Below are 13,333 nucleotides of genomic sequence, written 5' to 3'. Positions count from 1 at the left end.
CTGGACGACCTCCTCAGTGCCGGATGCGCGGATCGAGCAGCGCATAGGCGATATCGATCAGAAGGTTCATCAGGAAGATGGCCAACGCCGTGACGAGGATGGCGGCCAGAACGACATTGAAATCCCGCTGAAGGATGGAATCGATCATCAGCTTGCCGACGCCGGGGAAACCAAAGATGGTTTCAACCACGACGGCGCCGTTGAGAAGGCTCGCCGCCTGATCGCCGATAACGGTGATCACGGGCAACATGGCATTGCGCAAGGCGTGGATGAAGATGATCGGACCCGATTTCACACCCTTGGCGCGCGCCGTCTTGACATAGGCCGAGGACAGCGCGCCGATCATCGAGCCGCGCACCACCTGCACGATAATGCCGAAGGGGCGCACAAACAGAACCGCGATAGGCAATATCCAGTGCAGCACGGAGCCTGTGCCCGACGTGGGCAGCCAGGCCAGATTGACGGAAAAAACCACGATCGCGACGATCGCCAGCCAGAAATCCGGCACGGATGCCCCGATGAGTGAGATACTCGAAGCGACGCGGTCAAAAAAGCCGCCGGAACGGAACGCCGCGAGCGAGCCGATGACGATGGCCGCCGTGGTGACCAGCGACATGGTGATAACGGCAAGCCAAAGCGTCCAGACGAAAGCCTCCAGCACCACATCCAGCGCAGGGCGGGCCTTTCGGAGAGATTCACCCAGGTCACCCGTCATCACATCGCCGGCATAGCGCAGAAACTGCACCATCAGCGGGTCGTTCAAACCGTGCAAGGCGCGAAACTGCTGCTTCAATTCCTCGGACGCTTCCACCGGCAGAAACAGCGCCGCAGGGTCCCCCGTCAGGCGGGACAGGAAGAAAACCATCACGATGAGGCCGATCAGGGAGATCAGGCTCGCAAAGGAACGTTTTCGGATGAAGCTCAGCATTGTTGCCTCCGGTTTTTCAATGCGGCGGCGAAGCTTCCGCCGCGCCGCCGCTTCTTCATTGACAGGACGCGGGAACTTATTTGATGCCGATTTCCGAAAGCTGCAGCATCGAGTTGGTGGCAATGGTCGGCTTGAAGTCCAGCCGCTCGGAGACACGGGAGAAACCGACCATGTGGAATAGCAACACATCCGCTACCACGTCATCATGCAGATAAGCGATAAGCTCGGACCAGAGCTTGGCGCGCTCGTCACCCACGGCTGCGGAGGCGCGTTCGATCAGATCATCCACCTTCTTGTCAGAAAAGCCGGACTGGGTACCCTTGGTGGCATATTTGAAGAACATCGTGAAGGACGGGTCGCCTTTGGAATTGTCATGCATGGCGGCGACGATCTGCGGTCCACGGCCTTCCTTGAATGGCTTGGAATAATAACTTTCGTGCTCGGCCACTTCCACGAATTTGAGGTCGATCTTGAAGCCGACTTCCTGCAATTGCTGCTGGATCGCTTCCATGATCTCGGTAACGTTCGGGAAATTCGCCGTGCGCGCGATGACGGTGATCGGTGTATCCACCTTCACGCCGGCGGCCTTTGCCTCTTCAAGCAGCTTTTTTGCACCCTCAGGGTCATAGGGGAAGACCTTGACGTCGGGATTCCAGCCGAGCGTGGTCGGCGGAACCAGCGCCGTTGCCAGGACCGCTCCTTCGGGAACCAGCGTGCCAAGAAATGCCTGCCTGTCGATGGCAAGGTTAAGCGCGCGGCGCACCCTGACATCGTTCAGCGGCGCGATATTATGATCGAGGCGCATATAGACCGTTTCACTGTCGAGATAGGAAAAATCGGTCTTCGGATTTGTCGCGTCTAGCTGTGAAATGGAGGGAGAGAGATCGGCCTCGCCAGTCTGCACCATGGCGGCCCGCACCGAGGGATCGGCGCGAAAGAGATAGGTCGCTTCCGTGACCTGCGGCTTCTTGCCCCAATAATCATCACGCGACGTCAGTACGATCTGCTGGCCGGGAGTCCAGTTGGTCAGCTTGTAGGGCCCGGTGCCGACAGGCTCGCGGATGAATTCCATCTTGGTTTCTTCGGGAACGATGGTCACGAGCGACATCAGCAGCGGCAGGATCGGCTGGGCCGGATCCGTCTTGAAATCGATCGTATGGTCGTCGACAACCGTCGGCGTCACCGTCATGCCGCCGAAATAGCGACGGGACTCGCAGGCGTTCTTGTCGCTCATGATGCGCTCGAAGCTGTGCTTCACATCCTTGGCGTCAAAATCCGTACCGTCGGAAAATTTCACGCCCTGGCGCAGGTGGAAGCGCCAGCTGCCATCCGAGTTCTGCTCCCATTTTTCAGCAAGGCGCGGCTGAACGCCGTTCTTGCCGCGCACATCAAGCTCGGTCAGGGTCTCACTGACATTTTCCATAATGATACGGCCAATGTTGGAGCGCGTGGCCATGCAGGGCTCAAGCAGGTCCGCTTCTTCCGCCAGCACGATCTTGATCGGCCCCGAAGCTGCAAACGCCGGCGAGCCGGCGGCGCTGAGGGACCCCAAAACAAGGGCGCCCGCAATCAATGACTTCTTCATTCCGTTCTCCTCCCAGATCAGAAATTCAGCAACATGGCGGTGGACCGCAAGAGGCATTTGAAGGCCCCGTCTCCCGCATCGGGGAGCATGGCGTGCGGATGATCGTCTCCTCCACCCGCCATCAAAGCATCGACGCTATCGCATTTTTTGTCAAATTATTTTTCCTTTCCGATTTCGGATCAGCCTCAATTTATAAATTTTTTTCTTAAAAAACAGTGTATTAGATGAAAAATTCCGAATAAACACCATGATATTTCTAATACAATAAACTTGACAACTTTTCGAATATGCCATTTTCATCTGCCCAAGAGGAGATCAAGATGACCCCTGATGACATCGCTCAAGCCATGACCGGAGATATCCACGTCACGTCAGAAAAACGGCGTGAAGCCTTTCTGCCATCGCCCATGATCCAGAACCATGCGAGCTTCCTGCATCTTCTGGACGATGGCGCGCTGCTCTGCGCATGGTTCGGGGGAACGCTCGAGGGAAAGTCGGATATTTCCATCTTCGCATCCGTGCTGACGCCCGGAGCCGGACGCTGGGGAGCGCCGCAGCGCCTCAGTCATGATACGGCCCACTCCGAACAGAATCCTGTTTTTTTCACCGCGCCGGATGGCGCTCTCTGGCTGTTTCACACCGCCCAACCATCCGGCAATCAAGATGAGTGCCGCATCCGCATGGCGAAAATCCATCGTAATCGGTCGGAACCGGAGAAGCTCATTTCAGAAGACGGACGATTTCTCGATCTTCCCAAGGGCTGTTTCATCCGCGCGCCGCTGCGCATCCGCGATGATGGAGCGTGGCTGTTGCCGATCTTCCGTTGCGTTCAGCGACCCGGACAGAAATGGAACGGCAGCCACGATACGGCGGCGCTCGGCATTTCCACGGACGATGGCGAGACATGGGCCTTGCAGGAATTGCCGGACTCGATCGGCTGCGTGCATATGAGCCCGGTGGCGGGAACGGACGGGCAACACTCCGCTTTTTTCCGCCGTCGCCAGGCCGATTTTGTCTACCGCACCGAAAGCAAGGATGGCGGTCGCTCATGGTCAAGGCCGCATCCGACCGATGTGCCGAACAACAATTCTTCCATCGCCGTGACAAGGCTCGGTAGCGGCCGGCTGGCAATGATTTGCAATCCCGTCAACGCCGCCCAGTCGAGCGACCGCCGCGCCTCGCTTTATGACGAACTCGGAGACGACGATGGCAGGCCGGATGCTGATCCAAGCGGCGGATGCGTGCCCGTCTGGGGGGTGCCGCGCGCACCCGTCACAATCTGCCTTTCCGATGACGACGGGCGCAGCTTTCCGACCCGCATCCTGATCGAGGACGGGCCGGGCACATGTCTGTCGAACGATTCGACGGATGGCCGAAACCTGGAAATGTCCTATCCATGGCTTCTGGAAACACCTGACGGTGCGCTGCACGCAAGCTACACCTATCATCGTCGCGCCATCAAATATGTGCGGCTGGAGCCCGGCTGGGCCGAAACTGCGGACGGGAGAAAAAGATGAGCAATATTATCGGCATCACGATGGGCGATCCTTGCGGGGTTGGTCCCGAGATCACTGTCCGGACATTTGCTGAAATGTCCGCTCCCGACCAGGCCGCAACGCGGATTTACGGAAACCTCGCCACGCTGGAGGCAGCACGGCAGGCGCTCGGTCTCGATATCGATCTTGCCCCCCACGTGGCAGACTTGCCCGTTGAGGGTGCGCCTTTGCCCTGGGGCACGCTTTCACCGGTGGCCGGCGACGCCGCATTCCGCTTCATCGAAACGGCTGTGCGGGACGCCGAGGCAGGGCGGATCGGCTGCATCGTCACCGCGCCGATCAATAAGGAAGCATTGAACCTTGCGGGCCATCATTATGACGGCCACACCGGCATGCTGCGCAGCCTGACAGGTGCCTCGGCCGCTTATATGCTGCTCGCGTCCGAGCGGCTGAAGGTCATTCATGTTTCGACCCACGTCTCGCTGCAGGAGGCCATACGCCGGGCGACGACGGAGCGGGTGCTGGCCACCATTCGCGCCGGCAACGCCCACTTGAAGCGCATCGGCTACGAACGACCCCGCATCGCGGTGGCGGGCATCAATCCGCATTGCGGCGAAAACGGTCTTTTCGGCACCGAGGATGACGATCAGATCGCGCCGGCGGTTGCGGCCGCACGCGCCGAAGGCATCGAGGTACAGGGGCCTGTTTCCGCCGATACCGTATTTCATCGCGCCTATTCAGGCGCTTTCGATCTTGTCGTCGCGCAATATCATGACCAGGGGCATATCCCCATCAAACTCGTCGCCTTTGACACCGCCGTCAATGTCTCCGTCGACCTGCCGATAGACCGTACCTCCGTCGATCACGGCACCGCCTTCGACATAGCCGGCAAGGGCATCGCCAATCACGGCAACATGAATGCGGCCATCGCCTATGCGCGCAAGCTCGTGGCAGGCAAGGGTGGAAAGAGATGAGCACCATGTCCACGGCTCCCATTCTTATCCACCAGCCGCGCAGGCTCTCGGTTGGCGCAGGCACCGTCGCGCAGGTTGGTGACTGGGCCGGCAAAACCGCCTCAACGCTGGTAATCGCAACGCCGCTGACGGTAAAATTCGCGGAACGTCTGCAACTGCAAGGGCCCTTTGCCGTCTTCGACGCCATTCCGGGTGAGCCGGATACGACGACACTGGACGCCGCTCTCAACGCGGCGCGCACGGCCAGGCCCGATCTCATCATCGGCCTCGGCGGCGGTTCGGTGATGGATGTGGCAAAGCTTGTCGCCGCATTGTGGAATTCAGATCAGACGCTCGAGGACGTCGCCGGACCTAACAAGGTCGCCCGTCGCGATACGCGCCTCGTGCAGATAGCCACCACCGCCGGCACCGGCTCGGAAGCAGGCATCCGCTCGCTGATCACCGATCCCCTCAAGGGCACCAAGATCGCCGTCGAAAGCCCGTATCTGATCGCGGATTTCGCTATTCTCGATCCGGAACTCACCTACTCCGTACCATCGGCCGTAACTGCGGCAACAGGCATCGACGCCATGGCCCATTGCGTCGAAGCCTTTACCAACCGCAAGGCCCATCCAATGATTGACGGCTTTGCCCGCATGGGCTTCACGCTGGTCGGGAAATATCTCGCCCGCGCCGTTCGCGACGGTTCGGATACGGAAGCGCGGGAAGGCATGATGCTCGCCTCCTATTATGGCGGCATTTGCCTCGGGCCGGTCAACACGGCGGCCGGCCACGCCATCGCCTATCCGCTCGGCACGCGTCTCAACCTGCCGCACGGGCTGGCCAACGCTATCGTCTTTCCACATGTGCTGGCCTTCAATCAGCCTGCGGTTTCCGCAAAGACGGCGGAAGTGGCCGGAGCGCTGGGGCTTCGTGACCATCTCTCGCCCGGTGATCTGCGCAAGGCAGCAACGGATTTCTGCGCGGCGCTCGGCATCGAAATGTCGCTTGCCAAACACGGAGCAGCCGAGGCCGATCTGACCCGCTATGCCGAGGATGCCCATGCCATCCGCAGGTTGATGGACAACAACCCCGTCGACATGACCCTGCAGGACGTGCTGGGAATTTACCGTCACGCCTACTGAAGCAGAACCGATGCGGTCACGCGCGTCGGTTCTCGGGCCGTTTACTTGAGCCGCTTAATCTCCGTGCGATGACTCGAAAAGCCGGTCGCGCGATCCTGTCAGGTGCTGCAGCATCAATTGGCGGGCTGAATCGGCATCTCCATCCGCGATCGCCTTTGCGATGGCCTCGTGCTCGGCAAAAACGCGGGTCAGGCCCGAGGCCTCCCGCTTTACGGACATGCCGTGGAATTTCATCCCGACCGCGATATGATCCTTGAGAGCCTCCATCGCGGTGGAGAAATAGCTGTTCCGCGCCGCCCGCGCGATGGCAAGGTGGAACTGATAGTCGGCATCCTCGCGGTGGGACTGGCGGTTGGTCGCATCCCGCATCAGCTCAAGCGCCTTCCTGATGGCCGCAAGTCTCTCGGCGTCATGCCGTAATGCCGCGGCAGCGGCCGCCGCGGGCTCGAGCGTCAGCCTGAATTCGTAGCAATTCAGAAGGTCCGCAACGTTTTCCAGCTGTCCGAAGCCAAGGGGTTCACGCAGGCCGAAGGCCCGGACATAGCTGCCGGAACCTCTGCGGGAGTAAATGAAACCCTGCTCGCGTAATCGCCGTAGTGCCTCGCGAACGACCGGCCGGGATACTTCGAATTCCATGGCGAGTTCATGTTCGGTCGGCAATCTTTCATCCGGCTTGTAGGCGCCGGATTTTATCGCCCGGTGCATCCTTTCGAAAATAATGTCCGGAAGTGCCTTGCGCGCCGTTTCTTTCATCAGCCCCATCTGGTCAGCTCTCTCCAGCATCTGTCGCGCCAAGCATCATTTTCGCGATACGTTTCAATGTGTCAGCTTGCCCAAAACCGCCCGATTTCGCAATGATGCATTGGTCCCCCGCCCAGCCGACACCGAGGCCCGGCAGGCACTCGCCGGCAAGACGCAGCCGAAAAATGCCCATCGCGCGCAGCACCGCCTCGGCCGTTGCCCCGCCTGACAGAAGCAGCCTGCCCGCGCCGGCCGTGAAGTGCGGAACGACCCCTTCCGCCAGCCGGTCTGAAACTTCAAGCGAAGAAAGATACTCATTCCCCTGCGTTGCCTGAATGAGGGAAAGGTCGACGTCTTCCTCCGCGTCACGAGGAACGGCACCGTTGGGCGCTTCAATGATCGACACCAGATCCGCGTTCTTGAGGACGTCAATCTGCTCCAACGTAATCGGATCGCGGGAACCGATGACAAAGATCCCCTTGCCAGGTGGAACGGTTGCAACATCGGGCAGGACGCGCGCCGCCATCACCGCCGCCAGCGTCTCTGCAAGACCACGCGCGCCAATGAAAAGATCAACCCCTTCAGCCTGCGCGGCGGCAAGGGCCTGCCTGATATCCTCAGTCGTTCGCGTATCGGGTATTGAACAACGCAGGGCATGTCTTCCCAGTTTTTCATCAATCGCGATGGCGGTTTCGACCCCAAAGCCCGAGACGGCGCCGCCGCTGACGATACGTCCGAAATCCGGAATCGCCGGCACGACAAGAGCGCGCCGAAAAGAAACTGCATCCATTTCAGCCGCAATATGTCCCTTCAGGCGGGAATCGATCTTCTTGAACAGGATCGTGTCGGCTGGAACCAGTGCCAGTAGTTCCTGTGTGCGACGTCGGGCCTCGTCCGCCTTCCCATCGCGGCATCCAAGATTGACGCTGAGAACGGCAGGGGCAGCGGCCAGCGCCGCATGCACGCCTTCCAGCCCCGTTGCCACCTCTGTCACCATTCCGCGCCCGGCAAAGGGGGCGGCCGCGTCGAGCGCGCCGGTCAAATCATCGGCAAAAATCAACAGCACGGCATCGCCTTCGAAAAGTTGTAAGGTTTTACATCGATAAATTTATTTATATTCAATAGATAAAGAGATGTGAATAACAAAATTGATCGCACCGACCTTTGAAGTCGTCGGAGAAAATGGAAAGCAAGATCAGCCATGCCCACCGATAGCGGGTGCCAGCAAGGATGACGAACCCTCGCGTCGCTAAACGAAGCGGAAAGGCAGACCGGAGATAAGGGCTTTGACGAAGCGCTTTTTTTGAAAGCGGCCGTTCAGTGAAACACGCGGCAAGAGTGTCGGCTTTTCGAGACTGCCGAGGCCGAGAACCCCCGCCTGTGTGGTGACTGCCACAGAAAATCCTGCGTCCGATACCGCCTTCGCCTCGCGCTCGCCCACCGCCTTCGTCCAACCATAGGGATAAGAAAAGGAGCGCGGTGGATGGCTCGCATATTCCTCTACCCGGCGCTTCGATTCCGCAATCTCGTAGGCCAGTCGCTCAGTGTCGATCTTGCGCATATTCACATGGGTCATGGTATGGGCGCCGAGATGCACCAGAGGATCCTCCGACAGCGCCCTGAGTTCTGCCGCATCCATGATGAGCTCGTCCACGATGGCAACCGGATCGATGCCACACTGTCGAGCGGCGCGATCGATCCTCTCCACCGCTTCATCTTCGGTGGCGCTTTGAACAAAATTTTCCAGCCGCGCGAATGCCTCCGCTTTTTGCAGGGGCGTTCCGCATGTCACGTGCTCCGGCCCCGCCCCGAAATCGAAATCGAACGACGCCGCTTTCTGCGTCAAGGCGGCGGCGGTCTCCCACCACAAGCCGCGTGTACGCTCGACAAAACCGGGCGTGATGAAAATCGTGTAGGGAACGCCATATTTGCGAAAGATCGGCGCGGCGTAGTCTGCGTTGTTGCGATAGCCATCATCAAGCGTAAAGGCGCAGAACGACCGATCTTCTCCGCTGCCGGCAAGCAGTGCCGGAAGATCATGCAGGTGAACGGGAACGAGACCCGATTCGAGCGCCGCCTGTATGGCCTCTTCGAGGAACTCCGGCGTGACGGACAATTGTACATTGGGCGCGAAAGCCGAGACAGCGCCGCCCGGACGCACGTGGTGAAGCGTGAAGATGACACCGCGCCCGGCAAGCGAAGGGAATGCCGAGCGGACAGCCGGGAGGGAACTCACCTCCAGCCCGGCCCTTATGATGGTGTATTTCACAAGGCGTTTTACCGGCTGCAGAAAAAGTCCCGCCGGTTGTCGCGACGACAGGCCGGGTAATACCCGCTTTTTCAACACCCTGAAGGCTGTGAGCGGCAGGTCGATCAGGCCCGGCAGCGGGTCATTCAGCGCAAATGCAGCCCAACTGCGGACTTTGGCGAAGGACGCAAGATAGTCGGCAGCCCGCACCTCCCCTCTCCGCCCCAGGGTAAATGCGGCAACAACATCACGGACAAGATAGGACCACGACGTGCCGTTGCGGGCCTTGACCGGCTCGCCGGTCGGCTCTTCGTTGGCGGCACGCCATAACAATGCGCCAAGATCAATGCCGGCAGCAGAACAGAGGCCGAACCACGACCACGGACGGGGATTCACATCGAGAAGTTTCAGCGTCCCGTCCCGGTCATCGAACTTGAATTCCACCTCGACCAGTCCGCTATGACCGGCGGACCTCAATATTGTCCGGGCGGCATCGATCACCGACGGGTTGTCGACAATCTCGACGCGAGTGCTGGTGTAACCGAAATCGACGGGATACTGACGGATGCGCCGGGCGGTGAATTCCGCCACTGGTTCTCCGTTCAGCCACAGGGCAGCATAGGAGAACTGGTTTCGTCCGCCACCTGGAATGAGTTCCTGCACCACCACATTGCCGGCGCCGATCTCTTCGCTGGCCTCGGCAAAGGCGGCTTTCAGGGCCTGCCGATCTTCGGCGCGGACGACCTTGGCGCGGGCGATCGCGGTATCGCCGCCGCCCATATTTGGCTTGAGGATGACGGGAAACAGCACGTCAAGCGCATCGATATCAGCGGCTGACGCCAGCGCATAGGTCCTGGGAATGCTGACGCCGAGTTCCGCCGCGCGCCTGTATAGCAGCGGTTTTTCGCACAGCCATTGCAGCGCCGCCCAGTCCGGCAGAACGATCTTGTAGAGAGCCGAAAGTTCATCGTGATGCTGCGAAACGAGCTGAACCTCACCATCGCCGGATGGGACCAGCAGCCAACCCTTGAGATGATGCCTGTCGGCCATCTGCCGCAGGAAAGACATTGCCCCCGCGTCGTGCGGACCGACCCAGCGTATTGTCTCCCGCACGAAACGCGACCAGCTGGGCAGGGGTGAGTCATGGGTGAGGTAATAAACAGGCACATTCAGGGCCCCGAGGCTGCGCGCGAGGGCGAGCGTGCCATGAGCGCCGCCGACAATAACAACACCTGGAATGGTCAAAGCCTGATCCCCGTCCTACTCCATATCTTGATCGCAAAAATTGATAAATAAATTCGATATTTCCGAAATATGGAGGTCGCGGAAAGACCCATGCGCTTGCGCTGCCAGTCTCTCCACGATGCGTTCCGGACAGCGTCCGGAAGGAAAATCAACGCCTCACGCGTCTTTCCGAACCGGGCGCGGCTCACCGTTCTCATCGACGGCGACCATGATGAAGACGGCCTCCGTCACCTTTTCACGCGAATCCCGATAGTGCCGGCGCGTCCAGGCTTCGATCTTGAGCGTGACGGAGGTGCGGCCAATCTTTTCAATGCGGGTATAGACGCACAATGTATCACCGATCTTGACCGGTTTCTTGAAGACGATCTCGTTGACTGCGACGGTGACGGTGCGGCCCCCGGCCACATCATTGGCGCGGACGAAAGCGGCAAGGTCCATCTGCGACATGACCCAGCCGCCGAAAATATCGCCGGCCGGATTGGCATCGGCGGGCATGGCAAGCGTTCTGAGCGTCAGTTCCATATCGGCGGGCGGCTGCTGATCCATCTGTCAAATTCCTTTCACAAACCTCCCGCTGCCGGACTTAAACAACCGCACCCCTTCCGCCAATAGCCGATTTGTCGCGGCAGCCCTTCCAAAACCGCAAGGAATCACAGGGCCATCGTAAGCTTCGGTTAACCATGATGGGGCACGATTCCAAAAAAGCGCGGGGGCGTACAAATGGCCTATGACTGGAGTGGAAACAACACGATACAGCAGCGTTACGATCGTATAGTTCTGGCGGTCGCTAGCGTTGTCGCCATCAGCCTGGCAACAGGTACACTGGCTTTCCGCTCACAGGTGGAGCCGAACAACACCATAAGTATCGGCAAACAACAGCGGCTCAACTCTGAAAAATGGCATTTGCGGCTCTGATACGCCGCGATCGGCACACCCGGCAGCACAACCATTAAGCTATTGCGGGGCGCCGCCATCGCGCCTGTCGGTCCCGTCCTTCTGGGAGACGTGGTCTAGATGGGCGACCGCCGGAGAAAGAATCGACAGAAAAGTCTCGGACCGGCCGATATAAACAATCGCCGCGCCCTCGATCCCGTTCAAAACCCCGGCCAGCGTGTCCTGCGTCTGTTTTTCCAGGCCTTCCAGCAGATCGTCAATGACGATGAATTTCGGTTTCAGCAACAGCGCATTGGCAACCCGGATGCTGGCCTGTTCGTCCGAATCCAGTTTTTTGTCCCAACGGATGTTTTCATCAAGACGAGAGGCCATCTCGCCGAGACCCGATGCGGCGAGCGCCGAAACATAATCCTCATCCGCAAAGCGCTGCGGTGCACGCGGATAAGCCATGATTTCGCGCAGCGTTCCTGCCGGCAGATAACCGTGCTGAGCAATGAAAAGCGTGTCGGTTTGATCCGGCATCTCTATCCTGCCCTGGCCCCAGGGCCACAGCCCCGCCATAGCTGCGAACAAAAGCCGCCGGTTCACACCCTGCTCGCCATTGATCATCAGCCGTTCGCCCGGCCCGACCTCGACATCCGCCTCATGCAGCATGAATCCGCGTTCAATGTCCTGCCCGCCCGCATCGCGGCAGATCGTGACCGACTGAAGACGGATTCTGTCATTCTCCGCGCTGCGTTGCAGATCGATCGTCAGGCCGTGCTGTTCCACGCTGTCCATCTGGATCAAAGCGTTCCGGAACACGGAGACACGCTGCAACGTCGCCTTCCAGCTGGCGATCGGCCCGAAATTGTCGATATACCAGCGTAGCGCCGTATTCACCTGATTGAAGGCGCCGACCGCCATCATCAGCCCGCCGAAAGTGAGATTGCCGGAAAAGTAGACCGGAGCCGCGATCAGGATCGGCGCCACCACCGCCAGCCAGCCATATCCCGCCGAGACCCAGGTCAGATGTGTCAGCGCCATGGCGAGTCCCCGGATGACACCGAGGACGGCATCGATATCGACGCCAATCCGCCGCCTCTCATTTTTTTCGCCACGCGCAAGGGCAATGGCGGCAAGATTTTCGCTGGCCCGCATCAACGAAAAGCGAAGCTCCGCCTCTTTGGAATAACGCTCCGCGTTCAGCCCCACCAGCCGATAACCGACGAGGTTGCTGAGCAGGGAAGCGGAACCGGCATAAAGGATTGCCGCCCAGACCATATAGCCGGGGATAGCGTAGGTATCGCCGCTGATGGTAATGGCAAAGCCCGCCGAGAGCGACCAGAGAACGCCGATGAAGCTGACAAGCAGGATCGTCGCGTTCACAAGACCGATCGACAGCGCCGTACTGCTTTCGGCGAGGTTGCGGACATCGTCATGGAGCCGCTGGTCCGGATTGATGGCTATCGTGCCGAAACTGGCGAGACGGGCGGCGCGACCCGGCTTCAGCCACTGGTCCACCATATCCTTGGCAAGACCCTCGCGCATGTTGAGCGCCGTCATCTGGTTGAGCCAGGTCTGAATGACGTTGAGGAGCAGCAACAGCCCGGCGATGACCGCGAAAACCTCGAGCTGATGAAGGAAGGCGTCGAGATCGCGCCGTTCCAGCGCGTTATAAAACGGCGCATTCCATTCATTGAGCCTGATCTGCCCGTAGGCCGTCAGCAATATCACCGCGAGAAGGGCCATCGACAGCAAGATCAGACGGTTGCGCACCGGCGATGTCCAGAAGGCGCGCCCCATTACGCGCAGCTGAGCCGGAAAATCGAGATCGAAGCCCGAAAGGTTAGCCGCGCCCTTGCGCTGATCGTCGCTTACCGATGTTGCCATTCATCCATTCCGAAACGTCAGTGGGCAAAGAAAGCCGGTCGCGATTCTGCGCCTTTCGATGCCAAGCAATAACACGCCGTTCGACCATGTCCACAATGCCGGCGAAATCTCCGCGGCGACAACCTGAAAGCCCGCGCAATTCTTCGTGCAGGCAAATGAAGCGGCTTCGACCAACAATGCGATTGCCCCAGGAAATGATCCTTGCTTTCTTTTCCTGCATTGCACA

The 13,333-nt window shown here is 59.5% G+C and carries 13 protein-coding genes; 5 read left to right on the top strand and 8 right to left on the bottom strand.

The genetic code is table 11. From position 1 onward, the window contains the following. Positions 1–13 precede the first annotated feature (13 nt). Both HQN82_RS18875 and HQN82_RS18870 read right to left on the bottom strand, forming a co-directional pair. Positions 14–928 (bottom strand): ABC transporter permease, encoded by a 915-nt coding sequence (locus HQN82_RS18875; RefSeq protein ID WP_173615569.1) that lies wholly within the window; start codon positions 926–928, stop codon positions 14–16. A gap of 76 nt (positions 929–1,004) precedes the next feature. After that, positions 1,005–2,513, bottom strand: coding sequence for an ABC transporter substrate-binding protein (locus tag HQN82_RS18870; protein WP_004437354.1), 1,509 nt, complete (start codon positions 2,511–2,513; stop codon positions 1,005–1,007). On the opposite strand from HQN82_RS18870, the gene HQN82_RS18865 reads away from it, so the two are divergent. The 4 genes from HQN82_RS18865 (at position 2,501) to HQN82_RS18850 (ending at position 6,107) form a co-directional block, all read left to right on the top strand. Next, positions 2,501–2,722 (top strand): hypothetical protein, encoded by a 222-nt coding sequence (locus tag HQN82_RS18865; protein WP_173615568.1) that lies wholly within the window; start codon positions 2,501–2,503, stop codon positions 2,720–2,722. The genes HQN82_RS18870 and HQN82_RS18865 overlap by 13 nt on opposite strands. Before the next feature lie 111 nt (positions 2,723–2,833). After that, positions 2,834–4,030, top strand: coding sequence for a sialidase family protein (locus HQN82_RS18860; RefSeq protein ID WP_173615567.1), 1,197 nt, complete (start codon positions 2,834–2,836; stop codon positions 4,028–4,030). Then, positions 4,027–4,983: a 4-hydroxythreonine-4-phosphate dehydrogenase PdxA gene (gene pdxA, locus HQN82_RS18855; protein ID WP_173615566.1), complete on the top strand. Its 957-nt coding sequence runs from the start codon at positions 4,027–4,029 to the stop codon at positions 4,981–4,983. The genes HQN82_RS18860 and pdxA overlap by 4 nt, the downstream gene beginning before the upstream one ends. Next, positions 4,980–6,107 (top strand): iron-containing alcohol dehydrogenase, encoded by a 1,128-nt coding sequence (locus HQN82_RS18850; protein ID WP_173615565.1) that lies wholly within the window; start codon positions 4,980–4,982, stop codon positions 6,105–6,107. Before pdxA ends, HQN82_RS18850 begins: the two co-directional genes overlap by 4 nt. Before the next feature lie 54 nt (positions 6,108–6,161). Here the strand turns inward: HQN82_RS18850 and HQN82_RS18845 are convergent, their stop codons facing one another. From HQN82_RS18845 to HQN82_RS18830, 4 genes are all read right to left on the bottom strand, one after another. Then, the gene (locus HQN82_RS18845; RefSeq protein WP_004437348.1) at positions 6,162–6,869 is read right to left on the bottom strand and encodes a FadR/GntR family transcriptional regulator; all 708 of its coding nucleotides are present in this window, start codon (positions 6,867–6,869) and stop codon (positions 6,162–6,164) included. Positions 6,870–6,873: 4 nt separating this feature from the next. Continuing rightward, positions 6,874–7,914 (bottom strand): four-carbon acid sugar kinase family protein, encoded by a 1,041-nt coding sequence (locus tag HQN82_RS18840; protein WP_173615564.1) that lies wholly within the window; start codon positions 7,912–7,914, stop codon positions 6,874–6,876. A gap of 183 nt (positions 7,915–8,097) precedes the next feature. Beyond that, positions 8,098–10,341 carry a polysaccharide deacetylase family protein gene (locus tag HQN82_RS18835; RefSeq protein WP_173615563.1) on the bottom strand — a complete coding sequence of 748 codons (2,244 nt, stop codon included), beginning with the start codon at positions 10,339–10,341 and terminating at the stop codon, positions 8,098–8,100. Between the two features lie 156 nt (positions 10,342–10,497). Beyond that, positions 10,498–10,887 carry an acyl-CoA thioesterase gene (locus tag HQN82_RS18830; protein WP_107340838.1) on the bottom strand — a complete coding sequence of 130 codons (390 nt, stop codon included), beginning with the start codon at positions 10,885–10,887 and terminating at the stop codon, positions 10,498–10,500. A 174-nt stretch (positions 10,888–11,061) separates the two neighbouring features. Between HQN82_RS18830 and HQN82_RS18825 the strand changes: the two genes are divergently transcribed. Next, positions 11,062–11,256, top strand: a complete 195-nt coding sequence (locus tag HQN82_RS18825; protein WP_173615562.1) for a hypothetical protein — start codon at positions 11,062–11,064, stop codon at positions 11,254–11,256. Positions 11,257–11,295: 39 nt separating this feature from the next. Here HQN82_RS18825 and HQN82_RS18820 read toward each other — a convergent pair whose 3' ends face one another. Both HQN82_RS18820 and HQN82_RS18815 read right to left on the bottom strand, forming a co-directional pair. Beyond that, entirely contained in the window at positions 11,296–13,107 is a 1,812-nt protein-coding gene (locus HQN82_RS18820) for an ABC transporter ATP-binding protein/permease (protein ID WP_173615561.1), read from the bottom strand. Then, positions 13,064–13,327 (bottom strand): hypothetical protein, encoded by a 264-nt coding sequence (locus HQN82_RS18815; protein WP_034500309.1) that lies wholly within the window; start codon positions 13,325–13,327, stop codon positions 13,064–13,066. The genes HQN82_RS18820 and HQN82_RS18815 overlap by 44 nt, the downstream gene beginning before the upstream one ends. Between the last annotated feature and the right edge of the window lie 6 nt (positions 13,328–13,333).

This window comes from Agrobacterium pusense (assembly GCF_013285525.1).
In the GTDB taxonomy this organism is placed as follows: domain Bacteria; phylum Pseudomonadota; class Alphaproteobacteria; order Rhizobiales; family Rhizobiaceae; genus Agrobacterium; species Agrobacterium pusense.
This window is presented reverse-complemented; position numbering and strand designations above follow the sequence as displayed.